This is a genomic window from Pseudomonas sp. P116, assembly GCF_020149425.1.
GTDB lineage: Bacteria > Pseudomonadota > Gammaproteobacteria > Pseudomonadales > Pseudomonadaceae > Aquipseudomonas > Aquipseudomonas anatoliensis.
On sequence record NZ_JACVHB010000005.1, the window covers coordinates 335,924 to 357,732 of the forward strand.

Below are 21,809 nucleotides of genomic sequence, written 5' to 3' on the forward strand. Positions count from 1 at the left end.
CCCCACAGTGAAGATGGAAGCAGGCGTCCTGCCCTGAATTATTGGTTACTGCGGCCTATAGCGGGTATGACGCCGCCGGCACGCCATCCGCCACAACCTTGGCGGGCTGTGACAGGACGCCGAGGATAGCGCATTTCGGGCGATGCTTTAACGGGGAGGAAGCTGCGCCAGACGGTCGAGAATGTCGAGCACTACCATGCGCGGCGGCCGTTCGTCGGTTTCCACCACCAGATCGGCAATTTCCCGATAGAGCGGATCACGGATGGCGAGCAGGTCACGCAGGGTTTTCGCCGGATCGGCGGTGCGCAGCAACGGTCGATTGCGATCGCGGGAAGTGCGGCCGACCTGCTGTTCGACGGAGGCGTGCAGATACACCACGCGCCCGCCGTCATGCAGGGCCTTGCGATTGGCGTCGCGCATGACCGCGCCCCCACCGGTCGCCAACACCACGCCGTCGAACTCGCACAGCTCGGCGATCATCGCCTGCTCACGGTCACGAAAGCCCGGCTCGCCTTCCTTGTCGAAGATCCACGGGATATTGGCGCCCGTGCGCAGTTCAATTTCCTTGTCGGAATCTTTGAACGGCAGGCGCAGCTCTTTGGCCAGTAATCGGCCGATGGTGCTTTTGCCAGCACCCATCGGACCTACAAGAATCAAATTTCGCACAGAATCAACGACTCACAGCAATCGCCTGGTTATTCATGATACGCGGAGTGAGAAATACCAGCAGCTCGGATTTTTTCTCCGAAACCACATCACGCCGGAAAAGGCGGCCAAGATACGGCACATCGCCAAGAAATGGCACCTTATCTACGACCTTGCTTTGAGTATTTGAGAAAACACCCCCAATCACGATGGTTTCGCCGTCATTGACCAGCACTTTGGCGTTGACCTCGTTCTTTTTGATCGGCGGCACATCCTGCACTTTGTTCAGGTAGTCCGGCTCGTCCTTGGTGACCTTGACCTCCATGATGATGCGGTTGTCCGGAGTGATCTGCGGGGTCACTTCCAGCGACAGCGAAGCCTCCTTGAACGACACCGACGTGGCGCCGCTGGAGCTGGCTTCCTGATAAGGAATCTCGGTGCCTTTGAGGATCTTCGCGGTCTCTTTGTCGGAGGTGACCACTTTGGGCTGCGAAACGATTTCACCGTTGCCGGTTTTCTCCATGGCCGTCAGCTCCAGATCGAGCAAAACGTTGTCGGTAATGAATGCGATGCCGATCCCGGAAGTGTTGCCGACGGTCCCCATGTCGACGAACGGCGAGTTGGTACTGGTGCTGCCCGGCGTGCCGATGGTGGTTGATGAACCGTTGACCCCGGAAGCATTCCAGTTGCCCTTGTTCTGGATCGAACCGCCCCAGCGCACCCCCAGACTCTTGTCGTAATCGACGTTGGCCTCGACGATGCGCGCCTCGATCATCACCTGACGCACGGGAATATCCAGTTGTGCCACGATCCGCCGCAGCTCGTCGAGACGATCCTGAGTCTGGTAGGCAATGATGTTGTTGGTCCGATCGTCGACAGTGATTGATCCACGCTCGTCGATCTTGGCCTCGGCGCTGGTTACCGACTGGAACAGCTTGGCGATGTCGGCAGCCTTCGCGTAGTTCACCTGCAACAGCTCACGGCGCAGCGGCGCCAGTTCGGCGATCTGCTTCTGCGACTCCAGCTCCTGACGTTCGCGCGCGGCGATTTCATCAGCCGGGGCCACCAGCAGCACATTACCGATCTTGCGTTTATCCAGGCCCTTGGTTTTCAGCACCAGATCCAGCGCCTGATCCCACGGCACGTTTTGCAAACGCAGGGTGATGCCGCCCTGCACCGTGTCGCTCGCCACCAGATTGAGGTTGGTGAAGTCGGCGATCAGTTGCAGCACCGAGCGCACGTCAATGTCCTGGAAGTTCAGCGAGAGCTTTTCACCGACATAGGCCTGACGATCGGCGTTGCGTTTTTGCAGGTCGTCGACGGTCATCGGGCGAATGCTGACGGTCAGCTTGTTGTCGGTCTGGAACGTGGAGTAGTCAAAGGTGCCGCTGGGCTCGACGGTAATGACCGTGCGATCACCGGTTACGCCGGCGTTGACGAATTGCACCGGCGTGGCGAAATCCTTGACGTCGAGACGCACTCGCAGCTTTTCCGGCAATTGCGTACGGGCGAAGCTGAGGATGATCTTGCCGTCATGCTCCTGGATATCCGGGGCGATGGTCGGGTCGGACAGATCGATAACGACATTGCCCTCGCCCGCTGTGCCACGCTGAAAATCCACGCCGCGAATGGCGCGGGATTTCGGTACGAACGCCTTGGCGGGTGCCGCCGCAGCAGTCGCCGCACGCGGTGCAACCACTGCCGGTCGCGGCGCCTTGACCGGCGCGCCCTGACCGACCACCACGAACAGATTGTTGCCCTCGACCCGAGTGTCGTAAGGCGCCAACTGCGTGAGGCTGACAATCAGCCGCGTGCGGTCCTTGGCTTCAACCACCGTGGCCGTGCGTGCATTGCCACTGCCCAGATCGAGATTTTTGCTCGCCAACTGACTCGCCACACCGGGCAAGTCCAGGGCAATTCGCGCCGGTGACTCGGTGGTGTAACCCTTGGGCTGCGGCGGCGGGCCGTCGAACGACAGCTTCAGTTCGACGCGATCACCCGGCAACGCCGCCACATCCAGCGCCTTCAAGTTGGCCGCCTGTACCATCGGTGACAACAGCGCTATCCATAGCGAAAAACCGAGGGTGGAGAAAATCCTGTTCATTGTTCGACTTCCACTATGAATGCTCTTTCAAAGGAATGGTGCGCGGACGTTCCAGCCAGGCGCCTTCGCCGTCGGGCACGATTTCAACCACATCGACCTGGGTGGCGCTGATGGCGACAATGCGGCCATCGTTGCGCCCCAGGTAATCGCCGACCTTCAGGCGATGCACGCCGCCGGCGCCACGCAACAGCGCGAAGGAACCGGAAGCATTGGCAATCGTGCCGACCATCTCGAACTGCTCGATGTTGAAACCTTCGAGGTATTGCTTGACCCGACCCGGGTCGGGTTTGACGTTGCGTGAACCACGCTGCTGCCCGGCCAGATCGACGCGCACCTGACGTGAGAACGGACTGCGCAGGTTGGCGGCGCTGTAAGTGAATGTTGGGTAAGACCGGAATGTCGGGGTTGGTTCAATTTTGCCTGGCGGACGCAAGCGCACTTCGTTCATATAGGCGTCGAGGTCGTTGAAGTCATTGCTGCCACCACAGCCGCTCAATGCCAGCAGGGCCATCAAGCCGGCGGAATAACGAACAAGGGTCATTTCTGCAGCCCCTTGTCGTTATAGCGGTAGGTCTTGGCGAGGATGCTCATGCGCAACTTCGACCCACCCTCTTTGCTGGCCGGGGCCAGTTCGAAATCATGCAGGGTAACGATGCGCGGCAATCCGGCCACGCCGCTGACGAACGTCGCGAGGTCGTGGTAGGCGCCGGTGACGGTAATCTGGATCGGTAGCTCGATGTAAAACTGCTGGGTAACCTCCGGCAGCAGTTTGATTTCTTCGAACTCAAGACCACTGCCCAAACCCGTACGCGTGATGTCTTCGAGCAAGCCCGGCACTTCGGTGTCGCTGGGCAATTGACGCAGCAGCACGCCGAAGGAGTTTTCCATCTCCTTCATCTGCTGGGTGTACAGCTCCAGATTGGCTGAAATGTGTGCCTTGCTGGCGAACTGTTGCTTGAGCGTGGCCTCCTCTTCACGCTTGAGCTCCAGCTGGTTTTGCATGTCACTGATGAAAAAGTTATAGCCAAACGCCAATACCAGCACCATCAACAGCGCCCCGGCGATAGCTTTGACCGCGCCCGGCCACGACCCGATGTTGCTGGTGTCCAGATCGTTGAAGTCGATGTTGCGCAGACTCTCCAGCCATTCGGACGGCTTCATTGCGCGTCCTCCACAATCTTCGGCTGGGTCTGACGAACGGTCAGTTGAAAGACGTTGGTCTGCTCCACCTGATCGGCACTGGTCGCTTTGACTTCAGTGAGGCTTGCCGCGTCGAACCAGTCGGACGCGTCCAGATTGCGCATCAGTTCGGAGACGCGGTTGTTCGACTCCGCCGCACCGCTGATCGACAAGGTTTTACCGACCATCTTCACGTCAGTGAAATACACGCCGTCGGGCAAGGTGCGCGCCAGTTGATCGAAGATTCGGCCGCTGACCTGCCGGTTGCCTTGCAAGTCCTGGATAATGCGCATGCGCTCGACCAGTTGCTGGCGATGAGCCTTGAGTTCACTGATCTGCTTGATCCGTTCGTCGACCACGGCAATCTGCTTGCCGATGTAGTCGTTGCGCGCCACTTGCCGGGCGATGGCCGCGTTGATGATCTGATCGGCAATGAACACCGCACCGATCGAACCGACCACCACGCCGGTCAGCGCCAGCAGGAAGCGTTTGCGCCGCTCTTCGCGGCGCTCCTCGCGCCAAGGTAAAAGGTTGATCCGCGCCATCAGTCGAAACTCCTGAGCGCGAGCCCGCAGGCGATCATCAAGGCCGGCGCGTCACTGGCCAGGGCCCCGGCGTTGACCTTGCTGCTCAGGGCCATATTGGAAAACGGATTAGCCACTTGGGTCGGTGTATCCAGGCGCTGTTCGATCAGCCGATCCAGCCCCGGCACCGACGCCGTGCCGCCGGCGAGCAGAATATGATCGACGGCGTTGTACTGACCGGAAGCGAAGAAAAACTGCAAAGAACGCGATACCTGCTGTACCAGCGCCTCGCGAAACGGCTGCAACACTTCGCTGACGTAGTCGTCGGGCAGACCACCCTGTTTTTTCGCCAGCCCCGCCTGCTCGACGGTCAGACCATAACGACGCTGGATCTCCTCGGTCAGTTGCCGGCCGCCGAACAACTGCTCGCGGGTGTAGATGATTTTTCCGTTGTGCAGGACGCTGAGGGTGGTCATGGTGGCGCCGATGTCGACCACCGCCACGGTCAAACGCTCTTGAGAAGCCGCCAGCTGCGTCGCGAGCAAGCCGAACGAGCGCTCCAGCGCATACGCTTCGACATCCACCACCCGCGCGGTCAGCCCGGCCAGCGCCAGTGCCGCTTCACGGACTTCGACGTTTTCCTTGCGACAGGCCGCCAGCAATACGTTGACCCGCTCGGGGTTACGCGGCGACACGCCCTGAACCTCGAAGTCGATGGCGACTTCGTCCAGCGGATAGGGAATGTATTGGTCGGCTTCAATCTTGAGCTGGTTTTCCAGTTCATCGTCGGAAAGCCCCGCGTCCATCTCGATGATCTTGGTGATCACCGCGGAACCGGCCACCGCCACCGCCACGCTTCTCAGCCCGGTGCGCGCCTTGGCCAGCACCCGGGTCAGGGCCTGACCCACGCCTTCGAGCTCGGCGATATTTTTTTCGACCACGGCGTTCGGCGGCAGCGGCTCCACCGCATAAGCCTCGACCCGGTAGCGATCACCCTGACGACTCAGTTCCAGCAGCTTCACCGACGTGGAGCTGATGTCGATCCCCAGTAACGCATTGGTCTTTTTATTGAAGAGTCCCAGCACTACCAATTCCCTATGACTTTCCGTGAGTTACGGACTCTGTAATACACATTGCGTTCCTTCACCCCGTCTTGACAGAAGCGCAAATGACGCCCCCAGCAGAAAAGTGCTTATAATGCCCAGCGATTTTTTCCGCTTTTTACTGCCTGCGCGGACAGTTCTGTGTGTAGCCGGAACCCCGTCGCCAAATTCATTTTTTGCCCTGGATGTCCAAAAGCCTTGATTCGTTTGCTGAAATTTTTCGGTTGGTCCATCGTCGCCGTTTTCTGCGGACTGCTTTTAGCTCTCAGCGGCGCGTATCTTTACCTTAGTCCGGGTTTGCCGTCCGTGGAGGCTCTGAGAAGCATTCAGTTGCAGATTCCCCTGCGGGTCTACAGCAGCGACGACAAGTTGATCGCAGAGTTTGGCGAAATGCGCCGTACTCCGATCCGTTTCGCCGACATTCCCCCCAATTTCATTAATGCGTTACTAAGTGCTGAAGACGACAATTTCGCCAACCACTACGGCGTCGATCCGAGCAGCCTGATGCGTGCCGCTACCCAACTGGTCAAGAGCGGTCACATTCAGTCCGGCGGCAGCACCATCACCATGCAGGTGGCGAAAAACTTCTTCCTCTCCAGCGAACGCAGCTTCTCGCGCAAAACCACTGAAATCCTTCTGGCCTTGCAGATCGAACGGCAGCTGACCAAGGACGAGATCCTTGAGCTGTACGTGAACAAGATCTATCTGGGCAACCGCGCCTACGGCATCGAGGCAGCGGCGCAGGTGTATTACGGCAAGTCGATCCGCGACGTCAGCCTGGCGCAGATGGCGATGATCGCCGGCCTGCCGAAAGCCCCTTCGCGCTTCAATCCGCTGGCCAACCCGGCGCGCAGTAAAGAGCGCCGCGACTGGATCCTGGGGCGCATGTACAAACTCGGCAAGATTACCGAGCCGGAATACACCGCTGCGATCAACGAGCCGCTGAACGCCAGCTATCACGTGCCAACCCCGGAAGTGAACGCACCGTACATTGCCGAAATGGCCCGTGCCGAAATGGTCGGCCGCTATGGCAGCGACGCCTACACCGAGGGTTTCCGGGTCACCACCACGGTGCCGAGCAACCTGCAGGAAATGGCCAACACCGCGCTGCATGAAGGCTTGATGACCTACGATCAGCGTCACGGCTACCGTGGCCCCGAATCGCGCCTGCCGGGCAAGACCCGCGAGGCCTGGGCAACCGAGCTGACCAAACAACGCACCATCAGCAGCCTTGAGCCGGCCATCGTCACTCAGGTCGACAAAAATGGCCTGCAAGTGCTGACCCGCACCGGCGAAGAACATGTCGCGTGGGACACCATGAAATGGGCGCGGCCGTTCCTTAATACCAACAGCATGGGCGCCAACCCGCGCCAGCCTTCGGATGTTGCGCAGATCGGTGATTTGGTCCGCGTGCAGCGCCAGAAAGACAATTCGCTGAAGTTCAGCCAGATTCCCCAGGCGCAAGGCGCGCTGGTGTCGCTGGATCCGCAGAACGGCGCGATCCGCTCGCTGGTCGGCGGTTTTGCTTTCGAGCAGAGCAATTACAACCGCGCCATGCAGGCCAAGCGTCAGCCCGGCTCGAGCTTCAAGCCGTTCGTCTACAGCGCAGCACTGGACAACGGTTATACCGCCGCGACGCTGGTCAACGACGCCCCTATCGTGTTCGTCGACGAGTACCTGGACAAGGTCTGGCGCCCGAAGAACGACACCAACACCTTCCTCGGCCCGATCCGCTTGCGTGAAGCGCTGTACAAGTCGCGCAACCTCGTTTCGATCCGCTTGCTGCAAGCAATGGGCGTAGGCAAGACCATCGACTACATCACCCGTTTCGGCTTCAACAAGCAGGACTTGCCGCCGAACCTGTCGCTGGCGCTGGGTACCGCAACGCTGACGCCGATGGAGATCGCCACCGGTTGGGCCACGTTCGCCAACGGCGGCTACAAGGTCACGCCGTTCATCATCGACAAGATCGAAAGCCGCAATGGCGACACGCTGTTCGTCGCCAATCCGCCGACCGTTCCGCAAGGTGCCGCGGCCACTGACGGCCTCGCGGCGCCGGCCACTGAATCGTTCACGGTCAACGCCGCGCCGGTTCCGGGTGAAGCACCGGGCAGTGCTGCTGCGCCGCAAACGCCGGCAGTTGCTGAGCGCATCGTCGACGGGCGCACCATTTACATCCTCAACAGCATGCTGCAAGACGTCATCAAGCGCGGCACGGGGCGTCGTGCGCTAGCCCTGGGCCGCAGCGACATCGCCGGCAAAACCGGTACCACCAACGAATCGAAAGATGCGTGGTTCTCCGGTTACAACGCCGATTACGTGACCACGGTCTGGACCGGTTTCGATCAGCCGGAAAGCCTCGGTCGCCGCGAGTTCGGCGGCACTGTGTCACTGCCGATCTGGATGAACTATATGGCGGCCGCCCTCAAGGACAAGCCGCCACACGTGCAGCCTGAGCCGGAAGGTATGCTGAGCCTGCGGGTGGATCCAGCCAGTGGTCGCGCGGCGACGCCGAGCACGCCGGGAGCCTACTTCGAGCTGTTCAAGGCGGAAGACACGCCACCATCGGTGAATGAGCTGGGGAATGGCTCAGTGCCGGGCAGTCCGCTGCCGGCGGATGAGCAGGCGCCGATTGATTTGTTCTGATTCAGCGACCTGATGAAAAGCCCCGCCTTTGTGAGAAGTGCGGGGCTTTTTTGTGCCTGCCATATTTGTAGTGGAGGTATCGCCTCATCGCGAGCAGGCTCACTCCTACAAGGGCCGAGGTGAGGCATATATGGAGCGAAGAACACAAAACCTTGTAGGAGTGAGCCTGCTCGCGATGGCGTCCTCACAAACCCCACAAAAACCTCCGCCACAAAAAAGCCCCGACTCATAACGAGCCGGGGCTTTTGCTTGAAGCGCTACAACGACTTAGCCGTTGAACACGTCATCCACGCTTTTCAGCGGGTAGTTCTTCGGATACGGCAGGGTTGCCACACCAGTCTCGATTGCGGCTTTGGCCACAGCGTCGGAGATCAGGGTGATCAGGCGCTTGTCCATTGGTTTCGGAATGATGTACTCACGACCGAATTCCAGCGGAGCACCACCGTAGGCATCGCACACGTCCTGAGGCACTGGCAGTTTGGCCAGTTCGCGCAGGGCGTTGGCGGCAGCCACTTTCATTTCTTCGTTGATGCGCTTGGCGCGAACGTCCAGGGCACCGCGGAAGATGAACGGGAAGCCCAGAACGTTGTTGACCTGGTTCGGGTAGTCCGAACGGCCGGTCGCCATGATCACGTCGTTACGGGTGGCGTGAGCCAGTTCCGGGGAGATTTCCGGATCCGGGTTCGAGCACGCGAACACGATCGGGTTTGCTGCCATCGACAGCAGGCCTTCAGCGCTCAGCAGGTTCGGACCGGACAGGCCGACGAATACGTCAGCGCCTTGCAGAGCATCAGCCAAGGTGCGTTTTTCAGTAGCGTGGGCGAACACGGCTTTGTACTGGTTCAGGTCGTCACGGCCAGAGTGGATCACGCCGGTACGGTCAACCATGAAGATGTTTTCGATGCTTGCGCCCATGCTCACCAGCAACTTCATGCAGGAGATGGCGGCAGCGCCGGCGCCCAGGCAGACGATTTTAGCTTCCGGCAGGGTTTTGCCAGCGATTTCCAGGGCGTTGATCATGCCCGCAGCGGTCACGATTGCGGTGCCGTGCTGGTCATCGTGGAATACCGGAATGTCGCACTGCTCGATCAGAGCACGTTCGATCTCAAAGCACTCAGGCGCCTTGATGTCTTCCAGGTTGATGCCACCGAAGGTGATGGAGATACGCTTGACGGTGTCGATGAAGGCTTGCGGGCTTTCGGAGTCGACTTCGATGTCGAAAACGTCGATGCCGGCGAAGCGCTTGAACAGCACGCCTTTACCTTCCATGACTGGCTTGGAAGCCAATGGGCCGAGGTTGCCCAGGCCGAGAATCGCGGTGCCATCGGAAATGACTGCAACCAGGTTGCCCTTGCCGGTGTACCTGTAGGCCAGTTCAGGATCGCGAGCGATCTCGCGCACTGGTTCAGCTACGCCGGGGCTGTAGGCCAGCGACAGGTCGCGGGCGGTAGCAGTGGCCTTGGTGAGCTCGACACTCAGCTTCCCTGGACGAGGATGAGCATGGTATTCGAGAGCGGCAGTTTTCAGATCAGACATTTTGGCATTCCGCTTTTTTACTGTTGGACAGACTGGTCAGCGAGGATACGCGCCTCGCAAAGTCCCCACAAGACTGAGCGGTCACCCCTGTCAAGCGGCCTGCCCTACGACTTTGGGCCAAGAGCCACGGCGCACAAGGGCTTGACTGTTCACAATCGACAGAAAAAATGTCTACAATTTTTCTTCAGCGTGCGCTCTGCAGCATGGAAGGATCGGTCAGTGGCAGCAACCAACGCGGTTGACCCGGTTTCAATCCGCCGCGTCGAGAACGATCAACCACCCAGCCGCGCGCCTCGATTTGCTTGCCCTTCAGTGCTTGCAAGCGGGCATTGTCGAATTGTCCGACCAGATTGGGTGCAACGCGCAATACAAGCGAGTCCTGCAACTCGATCCAGATTCCACCGCGATTGCGTTGCACTTTGCTCACACGACCACTGACCACGGCAAAACCCGAGCGCTGGATCTGCTCCGCTTTCAGTACAGGTGATTGCCGCCAGAGCCCTCGACCCGCCTGTCGCGCGTCGCGTTCGGCCGCTTGCTGACAGGCAACAAGATCGACATTCGGCGCCACCGCGACCTGGAAACCCAGGCCATCGGCGAGCATTTGCGCTTCGAGGTTAGCGCCGCTGGCACTGTAGATATGAGCCAGCGTGCGGCCGTAATGGTCTTTCGACTCTTTGCCGGGAAGCACACCGACACGCCCGCCGCTGTCGGCCACCAGCGTTTCCAGGCGTTTACGTGCAGCAACAGCGAATGGCTCGTCGCTGCGACCCTGCTTGCCGAGTTCAGGCGTATTGAGGCCGATCATCCGCACGCTGCGGCCGTCGCTCAGGCGCAAGGTGTCGCCATCGACCACGCGCTGCACGGCGATTTGCGTCAGTCCGACCGGTGCCGGGCAGTATGCAAGGGCGGTGGAAAGCCAAATCGCAGGCATAAAAAAGGCGCCCGCAAGGGACGCCTTTTTCAGCAGCGAGGAAAAGCCCACCGGGCTCTTCAACCTTACTCTGCAGCAGCAGGTTTCTTGCCGAAAGCACCGAAACGGTCTGCGAAGCGCTGAACGCGGCCGCCAGTGTCCAGAGTCTTTTGCTTACCGGTGTAGAACGGGTGGCATTCGTTGCAAACGTCGATTGGCAGAGCTTTGCCGAAAGTCGAACGGGTTTCAAACTTGTTGCCACAGCTGCAGGTAACAGCGATGACTGGGTAATTCGGGTGGATATCAGCTTTCATGGTGTCTTCCTCAGCTAGCGTGCCGCCATCCAACACTATTGTTGAATACCGCACGTAATTAGGCCGCGGATTCTACCAGACCTTTGCAATCACGCAAGCTGTCACTGAGACCGACCGTCTGCTAGGCTCCCGACCCAATACGCGATCCCCTTGTAGGAGTGAGCCTGCTCGCGATAGCGGTCGGCCACCCGACATTTATGTCGTCTGACACACCGCTATCGCGAGCAGGCCCACTCCTACAGGGTTATGTGCCTGTTCCCTTTTTACCGCCTGTTGATCGAGATCCCCCCGCGTGCCCGACGCCATTTTGCGCCTCGCCCTGCCTTCGCCTTTGCGCCGCCTGTTCGACTATCGAGCGCCGGCCGGCGTGCTGCGCGAGCAGTTGCAACCAGGTATGCGCCTGCGGGTACCTTTCGGCCGACGCGAGATGATCGGGATTCTGGTGGAGGTGACTGACACCAGCGAAGTGCCGGTGGAGAAACTCAAACCGGCGCTGGCCCTGCTCGATGCCACTCCGCCGCTGCCACCGGCGCTGTTCAAGCTGTGCCTGTGGACATCCCAGTATTATCAGCACAGCCTCGGCGACACCTTGAGCTGGGCGCTGCCGGTGCTACTGCGTCAGGGTGAACTGGCCGAAGCCCGGCAGGAGCGCTTCTGGTCGGTCATGCCGGGCGCCAGCGTCGATGATCCGCGCATCGCCCGTGCACCGCGGCAGCGTGAAGCGTTGACCACACTGGCCCAACACCCTCACGGCGTCGCCCATCAATTGCTGAGCAAATTGATGCTGAGCAAGGACAGTCTCGATCTGCTGCTGGCGAAAAATCTGGTACAGGTGGAAATCCGCCGCCATGCACCCGGCGCACGCCATGAACATTGGCTGGCGCAACCGGAGTTGCCGCTCAACACCGAGCAGCGCGCCGCGTATGAGGCGATTCGCGCAGGCTTCGACAGTTATCACGCGTTCCTGCTGGCTGGCGTCACCGGCAGCGGCAAAACCGAAGTCTATTTGCAACTGATCCGCGAAACCCTCGAGGCCGGCAAACAGGCGCTGGTGCTGATCCCGGAGATCAACCTCGGTCCGCAGACGCTGGCGCGCTTCGAACAACGTTTCAACGCACGGATCGCCCTGATCCACTCGGCCGTCAACGATCGCGAGCGCCTCGAGGCCTGGCTCGCCGCCCGCGACGGCGAGGCCGACATTATTATCGGCACCCGCTCGGCACTGTTCACCCCGATGAAGAATCCGGGGTTGATCATCATCGACGAAGAACACGACGGCTCCTATAAACAGCAGGAAGGCTTGCGCTACCACGCCCGTGATCTGGCGCTGGTGCGCGCACGACAGGAAAACATCCCGATCGTCCTCGGCTCCGCCACGCCTTCGCTGGAAAGCCTGCACAACGCCTACACCGGCCGTTATGGCCTGCTACGCCTGAACGAGCGGGCCGGCGGTGCCAAGCAACCGCGCTTCCTGCGTCTGGATGTGAAAAGCCGCCCACTCGACAGCGGGATTTCCGGGCCGATGCAGCAAGCCATTGGCCAGACCCTGGCAAATGGGCAACAGGTGCTGGTATTTCTCAACCGTCGCGGTTTTGCACCAACGCTGCTTTGTCACGATTGCGGCTGGATGTCTGAATGTTCGCGCTGCGATGCGCGGATGACCGTGCACCAGCGCCACGGCGAACTGCGCTGCCACCACTGCGGCTACGTCGAGCGCACGCCGCGCCAGTGCCCGAAGTGCAACAAGGTCGATCTGCGCCCGGTCGGCGCCGGTACCGAGCGCGCAGAGGAACGCCTGGCGATTCTGTTCCCGGATTACCCGGTGCTGCGGGTCGACCGCGACAGCACTTCGCGCAAGGACGCGATGAATCAGCTGTTCGCGACGATCCAGAAGGGCCAGCCATGCATTCTGGTCGGCACGCAGATGTTGGCCAAGGGGCACCATTTTCCGCGGGTGACGCTGGTGTCGATTCTCGATGCCGACGGTGGCTTGTTCTCCGGCGACTTCCGCGCCAGCGAGCGCATGGCGCAGTTGATCGTGCAGGTCGCCGGACGCGCCGGCCGGGCGGAAGAGCCGGGCAAGGTGATCATTCAGACCCACCTCGCCGACCATCCTTTATTGGTGCAACTGACCGAACAGGGTTATTTCGCCTTTGCCGAACAAGCCTTGAGCGAGCGCCGCGCCGCCGGTCTGCCGCCATTCGCGCATTTGGCGCTGTTGCGTGCCGAAGCGCATAAACCGGGGCAGGCCGAGGGTTTTCTCGATGAGGCGTGCAGCGAGGCCGAGCGTTTACTGGTCGAGCAGGGGCTGAACGGGATTGAACTGCTTGGGCCGGTGCCGGCGCCGATGGAGCGGCGCGCTGGGCGTTATCGCGCGCAGTTGCTGTTGCAGGCGACGGCGCGGGCACCGCTGCACCGGCTGCTGGCCAGTTGGTTGCTGGTCCTGGAGCAGATGCCGAGCGGGCGGGCGGTGCGATGGTCGCTGGACGTTGATCCCGTCGACTTGTATTGAAGATCAAGAGATCGCAGCCTGCGCCAGCTCCTACAGTGAAATGCGATTCCCTGTGTAGGAGCTGCCGCAGGCTGCGATCTTTTGATCTTAATGTCACCACATATCCATAAGCTGCCTGCTAAGGTTGGCAAGCCCGTCTTCGCAACGGATAATGCCCAGTTTTTCCACCCGCGCATCGATGCGCCGCCGCGCTTGCGGTCGAAAGAGAAGACCATGAAAGACACCATTCGCCAGCTGATCCAACAAGCCCTCACCCAACTCGTCAACGAAGGTGTGTTGCCTGAAGGCCTGTCGCCGGCGATTCAGGTGGAGAACGCTCGTGACAAGACTCACGGCGACTTCGCCAGCAACATCGCGATGATGCTGGCCAAGCCTGCAGGCATGAAGCCGCGCGATCTGGCGGAAAAAATCATCGCTGCGCTACCGGCTGACGAGAACGTCACCAAGGCCGAAATCGCCGGCCCGGGCTTCATCAACTTCTTCCAGAACACTCAGGCGCTGGCTTCGCGACTCGACGCTGCCTTGGCCGACGCCCATATCGGCGTGCGCAAGGCAGGTCCTGCGCAGCGCACCGTGGTCGACCTGTCTGCGCCGAACCTGGCCAAAGAGATGCACGTTGGCCACTTGCGCTCGACCATCATTGGCGATGGTGTGGCACGCGTGCTCGAGTTTCTCGGCGACGAAGTGATCCGTCAGAACCACGTCGGCGACTGGGGCACCCAGTTCGGCATGCTGATGGCCTATCTGCAGGAAAACCCGATTACCAGCGACGAGTTGTCGGACCTGGAAAACTTCTACCGCGCCGCGAAGCAGCGCTTCGACGAGTCCGCCGAATTCGCCGACCGCGCCCGTGGTCTGGTGGTCAAGTTGCAGGCCGGCGACGCCGAGTGTCTGGCGCTGTGGACCAAGTTCAAGGACATCTCGCTGTCGCACTGCCAGAAGATCTACGAGCTGCTCAACGTCAAACTGACCATGGCCGACGTGATGGGCGAAAGCGCCTACAACGACGACCTGATCAATGTGGTCAACGATCTGAAAGCGGCCGGCATGCTGGTCGAGAGCAACGGCGCCCAGTGCGTGTTCCTCGACGAGTTCAAGAACGCCGACGGCGACCCGCTGCCGGTGATCATCGTCAAGGCTGACGGCGGTTATCTCTACGCCACCACAGACCTGGCGGCCGTACGCTACCGCAGCGGCAAACTGAAAGCCGACCGCGCGCTGTACTTCGTCGATCAACGTCAGGCCCTGCACTTCCAGCAAGTGTTTGCCGTGGCACGCAAGGCCGGTTTCGTGACCCATCCGATGGAAATGGAACACATGGGCTTCGGCACCATGAACGGCGCTGATGGCCGTCCGTTCAAGACCCGTGACGGCGGCACCGTGAAGCTGATCGATCTGCTGACCGAGGCTCAGGATCGCGCCTACAACCTGGTCAAAGAGAAAAACCCGGAGCTTGCCGAAGACGAGCTGCGCAACATCGCCAAGGTCGTCGGCATCGGTGCAGTGAAATACGCCGATCTGTCGAAACACCGCACCAGCGACTACAGCTTCAACTTCGACTTGATGCTGAACTTTGAAGGCAACACCGCGCCGTATCTGCTGTACGCCTACACCCGTGTGGCCGGTGTGTTCCGCAAACTGGGCAAGGACTTCAGCGAAGTCGACGGCCAGATTGTCCTCGAAGCAGCGCACGAACATGAGCTGGCTGCGAAGCTGGCGCAGTTCGGCGAAGTGCTGAACAACGTGTCCGATAAAGGCACGCCGCACATTCTTTGCACCTACCTGTACGACGTCGCCGGCCTGTTCTCGAGCTTCTACGAGAACTGCCCGATCCTCACCGCCGAAACCCCGGCCCAGATGCAGAGCCGTCTGCGTCTGGCCGCGCTGACCGGTCGCACCCTCAAGCAAGGCCTGGAGCTGTTGGGTCTGGAAACTCTGGAGCGTATGTAAGTTGGCTGCCAAGAAAAAACCTGCACCCAAACGTGGCGCCAGCCGTTATCAGGCGCCTGCGAAGCAGCCGATTCCGGGCTGGCTGTGGATGGCCATCGGCCTGACGGTCGGTGCGTTCATCGTGTTCCTGATGAAGCTGGAGCCTGGCAAGGGCAGCGACACGGTCAAGCGCGAGAAGGTCGAGCAACAGCAAAAAGCGAAAATCGCCGAGGCCAACAAGACCCCGCCGAGCCCGACACAACCGGTGAAGCCGAAGTACGACTTCTACACCTTGCTGCCGGAATCGGAAGTGATCGTGCCGGCGGATGCCGTACCGGAGAAAACCCTGCCGACGCCGCAAGTGCCGACCACACCGGTGACCCCGGCGGAAGCAGCAAAAATCGACACAGCGCGGGCTCAGGCAGCACTGGCGGGCATTACCCCGCCGCCGGCACCTCCGGTGAAAGCAGCGCCGGTGACCAAATTCTTCCTCCAGGCCGGTTCGTTCCGCAAAGAGGCAGATGCGGACAAGGTTCGCGCGCAGATCATTTTGCTCGGCCAGGCGGTGGCGGTTGAGTCGGGCACGGTGAAGGATGAAACCTGGTATCGCGTACTGGTCGGCCCGTTCAGCAACCGTGAACAGCTGACCACGGCGCAGAAACAACTGGCCGGCAGCGGTTTCAGCAACCTGTTGTTACAACAACGCCAGAGCCGCTGATTCCTCCCACACGGGCGCCACAAATCCCCTGTAGGAGCTGCCGAAGGCTGCGATCTTTTGATTTTGTTTCAGATCAAGATCAAAAGATCGCAGCCTTCGGCAGCTCCTACAGGGGGTCGCCGTTCGTCCCTCCACGCCCTCCCCGGTTGAAATCCTCTCCACCACCCCCATATGAATGGGCATAGGCATTTTCGCCCCGCTGCGTGGAGACTCTTCCCTTGACCACCATCGTTTCAGTCCGCCGCCACGGCAAAGTCGTCATGGGCGGCGACGGCCAGGTTTCTCTCGGCAACACCGTGATGAAAGGCAACGCAAAGAAAGTCCGTCGCCTGTACCACGGCCAGGTCATCGCCGGTTTTGCCGGTGCCACCGCCGACGCCTTCACTTTGTTCGAACGCTTCGAAGGCCAGCTCGAGAAACATCAGGGCCATCTGATCCGCGCCGCTGTCGAACTCGCCAAAGAATGGCGCACCGACCGCTCCCTCAGCCGCCTCGAAGCCATGCTCGCGGTCGCCAACAAAGACGCCTCCTTGATCATCACCGGTAATGGTGACGTGGTCGAACCGGAAAACGGCCTGATCGCCATGGGCTCCGGTGGCGGTTACGCCCAGGCTGCGGCCAGCGCGCTGCTGAAAAAGACCGATCTGTCGGCTCGCGAAATCGTCGAAACCGCACTCGGTATCGCCGCCGACATCTGTGTATTCACCAACCACACTCAGACCATTGAGGAGCAGGATCTCGCTGAAGAAGCCTGACTCGGCCCCGTGCCACGGCTTTTTTCTGCTTGAGGACCGCCAAAAATTATGTCCATGACTCCCCGCGAAATCGTCCACGAACTCAACCGCCACATCATCGGCCAGGACGATGCCAAGCGCGCCGTCGCGATTGCCCTGCGCAACCGCTGGCGCCGCATGCAGCTGCCTGAAGAGCTGCGCGTTGAAGTGACCCCGAAGAACATCCTGATGATCGGCCCGACCGGTGTCGGTAAAACCGAAATCGCCCGTCGTCTGGCGAAACTCGCCAACGCGCCGTTCATCAAGGTCGAAGCGACCAAGTTCACCGAAGTCGGATATGTCGGCCGTGACGTCGAGTCGATCATCCGTGATCTGGCAGATGCCGCGATCAAGATGCTACGCGAACAGGAAATGTCCCGCGTTCGCCACCGCGCCGAAGACGCCGCCGAAGACCGCATCCTCGACGCGCTGCTGCCGCCGGCGCGCATGGGCTTCAGCAACGAAGACGCGCCAAGCTCGGATTCCAACACCCGTCAGCTGTTCCGCAAGCGTCTGCGCGAAGGTCAGCTGGACGACAAGGAAATCGAGATCGAAGTCGCCGAAGTGGCCGGCATCGAGATCGCCACGCCGCCGGGCATGGAAGAGATGACCAACCAGTTGCAAAGCCTGTTTGCCAACATGGGCAAGGGCAAGAAGAAGTCGCGCAAGCTCAAGGTCAAAGAAGCACTGAAACTGGTGCGCGACGAAGAAGCCGGGCGTCTGGTCAACGAAGAAGAGTTGAAGGCCAAGGCCCTCGAAGCGGTCGAGCAGCACGGCATCGTGTTTATCGACGAGATCGACAAAGTGGCCAAGCGCGGTAACTCCGGCGGCGTCGACGTGTCCCGCGAAGGCGTGCAGCGCGACCTGCTGCCACTGATTGAAGGCTGCACCGTCAACACCAAACTGGGCATGGTCAAGACTGACCACATCCTGTTCATCGCGTCCGGCGCATTCCACCTGAGCAAACCGAGCGATCTGGTGCCGGAACTGCAAGGTCGTCTGCCGATCCGCGTCGAACTCAAGGCCCTGAGCCCGGAAGACTTCGAACGCATCCTCAGCGAACCGCATGCCTCGCTCACCGAGCAATATTGCGCGCTGCTGAAAACCGAAGGCCTGAACATCGAGTTCCAGCCCGAAGGCATCAAGCGCATCGCCGAGATCGCCTGGCAGGTCAACGAGAAAACCGAGAACATCGGTGCCCGTCGTCTGCACACGCTGCTTGAGCGTCTGCTGGAAGAGGTGTCGTTCAGTGCCGGCGATCTGGCCAGCACTCACGATGACAAGGTGATCCTGATCGACGCTGAATACGTCAACAGCCACCTCGGCGAATTGGCACAGAACGAAGACCTGTCCCGTTATATCCTGTAGGTCACTTCTCCCTTTAGGAGCTGCCGCAGGCTGCGATTTTTGATCGTGTTTTTTGAAGAGCAAAGTCAAAAGATCGCAGCCTTCGGCAGCTCCTACAGGGTGTTTCACTCAGTCGGATGACCTGCAATGACTACTATCCCCACCGACATCAAGCTGCACAAAGCCTCGAAAACCCTGACGCTCACCTACGCGTCCGGCGAGGAGTTCACCCTGCCCGCGGAATTTCTGCGCGTGCACTCTCCCTCCGCCGAGGTCCAGGGCCACGGCAAACCCATCCTGCAATTCGGCAAGCTCAATGTCGGTCTGACCAAGCTGGAACCGGCCGGTCACTACGCACTGAAACTGACCTTCGATGACGGCCACGACAGCGGCTTGTTCACTTGGGAATATCTCTATGAGCTGGGGCGACGTCATGACGCACTCTGGGCCGATTATCTGGCCGAGCTCAAAGCCGCTGGTAAAACCCGTGATCCGGACGAGTCGATCGTCAAGCTGATGCTCTAGTCCGAGGGTCGTGCTCTTTAGAGGGCATTTTCTAACTTCATCTGTTTGAATGCTCCGCTGCGGCGTCGAGGATCGGCCCGCTTGCGAAAAAAATTAAACTCGGGTAACCAATGGAGCTGGCAAGTTCCCTGCAGTGCTCTACGACTGTAAAGCAGCTATGCAGAATTAACGGTCACCCGAGCAGTAGTACCTGGCAATCGCTGTGGAACTGCACAGCAGAAAACCGGGTACTCGTCTCAGGACAATGGAGCGTCGTAGATGAGTAACAAGAATAACGATGACCTGAAGTACCAAGCCTCGGAAAACACCCTGGGGCTTAATCCCGTCGTTGGGCTGCGCGGAAAGGATCTGCTGGCCTCTGCTCGTATGGTGCTGAAACAGGCCATCAAACAACCGATCCATAGCGTCAGGCACGTCACCCATTTCGGCCTCGAACTGAAGAACGTGCTGTTTGGTAAATCCGAACTGCAACCGGCAGGCGATGACCGTCGTTTCGCTGATCCTGCGTGGAGCCAGAACCCGCTCTACAAACGTTATCTGCAAACCTATCTGGCGTGGCGCAAGGAACTCCATGCCTGGATCGACGACAGCAGCCTGTCGCCCAAAGATATCGCGCGCGGCCACTTCGTCATCAACCTGATGACCGAGGCCATGGCCCCGACCAACACCGCGGCCAACCCTGCAGCGGTCAAGCGCTTCTTCGAAACCGGTGGCAAAAGCCTGCTCGACGGCCTCTCGCATCTGGCCAAGGATCTGGTGCACAACGGTGGCATGCCGAGCCAGGTCAACATGGGCGCGTTCGAGGTCGGCAAGAGCCTGGGCGTGACTGAAGGCGCCGTGGTGTTTCGAAACGATGTGCTGGAGCTGATCCAGTACCGGCCGATCACCGAGCAAGTCCACGAGCGACCACTGTTGGTGGTGCCGCCACAGATCAACAAGTTCTACGTATTCGACCTGAGCCCGGACAAGAGCCTGGCGCGTTTCTGCCTGCGCAACAACGTACAAACGTTCATTGTCAGCTGGCGTAACCCGACCAAGGCGCAGCGCGAGTGGGGCCTGTCGACGTATATCGATGCGCTGAAAGAAGCGGTCGACGTGGTCACCGCGATCACCGGCAGCAAAGACATCAACATGCTCGGCGCCTGCTCCGGCGGCATCACCTGCACCGCCCTGCTCGGCCACTATGCGGCGCTCGGCCAGAACAAGGTCAACGCCCTGACCCTGCTGGTCAGCGTGCTCGACACTACGCTGGACAGCGACGTCGCCCTGTTCGTCGACGAACAGACCCTGGAGACCGCCAAGCGCCATTCGTATCAGGCCGGTGTGCTTGAGGGCAAAGACATGGCCAAGGTCTTCGCGTGGATGCGCCCCAACGACCTGATCTGGAACTACTGGGTCAATAATTACCTGCTCGGCAACGAGCCGCCGGTGTTCGACATCCTGTTCTGGAACAACGACACCACACGGTTGCCGGCAGCGTTCCACGGCGACCTGATCGAGATGTTCAAAAACAACCCACTGATTCGCCCCAATGCACTGGAAGTGTGCGGCACACCGATCGACCTCAAGCAGGTCACTGCCGACATCTTTTCGCTGGCCGGCACCAACGACCACATCACCCCGTGGAAGTCTTGCTACAAGTCGGCGCAATTGTTCGGTGGCAAAGTGGAGTTCGTGTTGTCGAGCAGCGGCCATATCCAAAGCATTCTGAACCCGCCGGGCAACCCGAAGTCCCGATACATGACCGGCGAAGAAATGGCCGCCAATGCCGAAGACTGGCAAGAGAACTCGACCAAGCACACCGATTCCTGGTGGTTGCACTGGCAGGCGTGGCAGGCCGAACGGGCGGGCAACCTGAAAAAGGCCCCGACCAAACTGGGCAACAAGGCTTACCCGGCGGGCGAAGCGTCGCCGGGCACTTACGTACACGAGCGGTAACTGACACCACCCGTCCTTGTAGGAGCTGCCGCAGGCTGCGATCTTTTGATTCTGTTTTTTACAATCAAGATCAAAAGATCGCAGCCTGCGGCAGCTCCTACACGGGGGGATGGTGAATTTAAATCCACAGGGCCTGACGCATGCCGCAACCGTTCATATTCCGTACTGTCGAGCTGGATGGCCAGACCCTCCGCACGGCGGTACGCCCCGGCAAGCCTCACTTGACGCCCTTGCTGATTTTCAACGGCATCGGCGCCAACCTGGAGCTGGTGTTTCCATTTGTCGCGGCGCTGGACCCGGATCTGGAAGTAATCGCCTTCGACGTGCCCGGTGTCGGCGGTTCCTCGACGCCCAATCGGCCCTATCGTTTTCCTGGCTTGGCCAAACTGACGTCGCGGATGCTCGATTATCTGGACTACGGTCAGGTCAACGTGATCGGCGTGTCGTGGGGCGGCGCGCTCGCGCAGCAATTCGCCTACGACTACCCCGAGCGCTGCAAGAAACTGGTGCTGGCGGCGACCGCTGCCGGTGCCGTGATGGTGCCGGGCAAGCCGAAAGTGCTGTGGATGATGGCAAGTCCCAGGCGCTACATCCAGCCGTCCCATGTGATCCGCATCGCGCCGCTGATCTACGGCGGCTCGTTTCGCCGCGACCCGACGCTGGCTGCCAGCCATGCCGCGAAAGTGCGTTCGGCGGGCAAACTCGGTTACTACTGGCAACTGTTCGCCGGCCTTGGCTGGACCAGCATTCACTGGCTGCACAAGATCCATCAACCGACGCTGGTGCTGGCCGGCGACGACGATCCGCTGATCCCGTTGATCAATATGCGCATGCTCGCCTGGCGAATTCCCAACGCCCAGTTGCACATCATCGACGACGGCCATTTGTTCCTGATTACCCGCGCCGAAGCTGTGGCACCGATCATCATGAAATTCCTCCAGGAGGAACGTCAGCGAGCGGTGATGCACCCGCACCCGACACCGCTGGGCGGTTAATCGCTGCGGCAGGCTTTATGCAGGGCTTTATGCAGAGTGCGCGGCAGGACGCCGCGCAGGCAGCAACCCATAACAGCGTCTATGGTGTTCTGGTTCGGTGAGTTTGTT

18 protein-coding genes are annotated in these 21,809 nt (G+C 60.2%); 9 read left to right on the plus strand and 9 right to left on the minus strand.

Going from position 1 to position 21,809, the window contains the following annotated elements; genetic code table 11:
• Positions 1–147: 147 nt before the first annotated feature.
• From aroK to ICA15_RS18890, 6 genes are read right to left on the minus strand one after another with little or no spacing between them, the layout of a single operon-like run.
• Positions 148–666 carry a shikimate kinase AroK gene (gene aroK / locus ICA15_RS18865; protein WP_210554317.1) on the minus strand — a complete coding sequence of 173 codons (519 nt, stop codon included), beginning with the start codon at positions 664–666 and terminating at the stop codon, positions 148–150.
• Positions 667–670: 4 nt separating this feature from the next.
• Positions 671–2,749 (minus strand): type IV pilus secretin PilQ, encoded by a 2,079-nt coding sequence (gene pilQ / locus ICA15_RS18870; RefSeq protein WP_210554318.1) that lies wholly within the window; start codon positions 2,747–2,749, stop codon positions 671–673.
• A gap of 13 nt (positions 2,750–2,762) precedes the next feature.
• On the minus strand, positions 2,763–3,290 hold the full coding sequence (locus tag ICA15_RS18875) for a pilus assembly protein PilP (protein WP_210554319.1): 528 nt from the start codon (positions 3,288–3,290) through the stop codon (positions 2,763–2,765).
• The gene (gene pilO / locus ICA15_RS18880; RefSeq protein WP_150604838.1) at positions 3,287–3,910 is read right to left on the minus strand and encodes a type 4a pilus biogenesis protein PilO; all 624 of its coding nucleotides are present in this window, start codon (positions 3,908–3,910) and stop codon (positions 3,287–3,289) included. Before pilO ends, ICA15_RS18875 begins: the two co-directional genes overlap by 4 nt.
• Entirely contained in the window at positions 3,907–4,473 is a 567-nt protein-coding gene (locus tag ICA15_RS18885) for a PilN domain-containing protein (RefSeq protein ID WP_210554320.1), read from the minus strand. Before ICA15_RS18885 ends, pilO begins: the two co-directional genes overlap by 4 nt.
• Positions 4,473–5,537, minus strand: coding sequence for a pilus assembly protein PilM (locus ICA15_RS18890; protein WP_210554321.1), 1,065 nt, complete (start codon positions 5,535–5,537; stop codon positions 4,473–4,475). Before ICA15_RS18890 ends, ICA15_RS18885 begins: the two co-directional genes overlap by 1 nt.
• A gap of 219 nt (positions 5,538–5,756) precedes the next feature.
• Here ICA15_RS18890 and ICA15_RS18895 point away from each other — a divergent pair, with 219 nt between their 5' ends.
• Positions 5,757–8,201: a penicillin-binding protein 1A gene (locus tag ICA15_RS18895; protein WP_411959662.1), complete on the plus strand. Its 2,445-nt coding sequence runs from the start codon at positions 5,757–5,759 to the stop codon at positions 8,199–8,201.
• Positions 8,202–8,468: 267 nt separating this feature from the next.
• Here the strand turns inward: ICA15_RS18895 and ICA15_RS18900 are convergent, their stop codons facing one another.
• From ICA15_RS18900 to rpmE, 3 genes are all read right to left on the minus strand, one after another.
• Positions 8,469–9,737 carry a malic enzyme-like NAD(P)-binding protein gene (locus ICA15_RS18900; RefSeq protein ID WP_210554323.1) on the minus strand — a complete coding sequence of 423 codons (1,269 nt, stop codon included), beginning with the start codon at positions 9,735–9,737 and terminating at the stop codon, positions 8,469–8,471.
• A gap of 184 nt (positions 9,738–9,921) precedes the next feature.
• Entirely contained in the window at positions 9,922–10,671 is a 750-nt protein-coding gene (locus tag ICA15_RS18905) for a thermonuclease family protein (RefSeq protein ID WP_215731434.1), read from the minus strand.
• Positions 10,672–10,736: 65 nt separating this feature from the next.
• The gene (gene rpmE, locus ICA15_RS18910; protein WP_016984589.1) at positions 10,737–10,964 is read right to left on the minus strand and encodes a 50S ribosomal protein L31; all 228 of its coding nucleotides are present in this window, start codon (positions 10,962–10,964) and stop codon (positions 10,737–10,739) included.
• 292 nt (positions 10,965–11,256) lie between these two features.
• Here rpmE and ICA15_RS18915 point away from each other — a divergent pair, with 292 nt between their 5' ends.
• The 8 genes from ICA15_RS18915 (at position 11,257) to phaZ (ending at position 21,701) form a co-directional block, all read left to right on the plus strand.
• Complete coding sequence (locus ICA15_RS18915) at positions 11,257–13,476, plus strand: primosomal protein N' (RefSeq protein ID WP_210554324.1); 2,220 nt, start codon at positions 11,257–11,259, stop codon at positions 13,474–13,476.
• A gap of 213 nt (positions 13,477–13,689) precedes the next feature.
• A complete protein-coding gene (argS, locus tag ICA15_RS18920) occupies positions 13,690–15,426 on the plus strand; it encodes an arginine--tRNA ligase (RefSeq protein WP_210554325.1) in 1,737 nt (578 codons plus the stop codon).
• Position 15,427: 1 nt separating this feature from the next.
• On the plus strand, positions 15,428–16,123 hold the full coding sequence (locus ICA15_RS18925) for an SPOR domain-containing protein (protein WP_150593934.1): 696 nt from the start codon (positions 15,428–15,430) through the stop codon (positions 16,121–16,123).
• 218 nt (positions 16,124–16,341) lie between these two features.
• Entirely contained in the window at positions 16,342–16,878 is a 537-nt protein-coding gene (hslV, locus tag ICA15_RS18930) for an ATP-dependent protease subunit HslV (RefSeq protein WP_003220875.1), read from the plus strand.
• Between the two features lie 48 nt (positions 16,879–16,926).
• Positions 16,927–18,264, plus strand: coding sequence for an ATP-dependent protease ATPase subunit HslU (hslU, locus tag ICA15_RS18935; protein WP_150604830.1), 1,338 nt, complete (start codon positions 16,927–16,929; stop codon positions 18,262–18,264).
• Between the two features lie 126 nt (positions 18,265–18,390).
• A complete protein-coding gene (locus ICA15_RS18940; protein ID WP_210554326.1) occupies positions 18,391–18,768 on the plus strand; it encodes a gamma-butyrobetaine hydroxylase-like domain-containing protein in 378 nt (125 codons plus the stop codon).
• A 258-nt stretch (positions 18,769–19,026) separates the two neighbouring features.
• Positions 19,027–20,706, plus strand: coding sequence for a class II poly(R)-hydroxyalkanoic acid synthase (gene phaC / locus ICA15_RS18945; protein WP_150604828.1), 1,680 nt, complete (start codon positions 19,027–19,029; stop codon positions 20,704–20,706).
• Between the two features lie 140 nt (positions 20,707–20,846).
• Complete coding sequence (phaZ, locus tag ICA15_RS18950; RefSeq protein WP_150604827.1) at positions 20,847–21,701, plus strand: poly(3-hydroxyalkanoate) depolymerase; 855 nt, start codon at positions 20,847–20,849, stop codon at positions 21,699–21,701.
• Positions 21,702–21,809 lie beyond the last annotated feature (108 nt).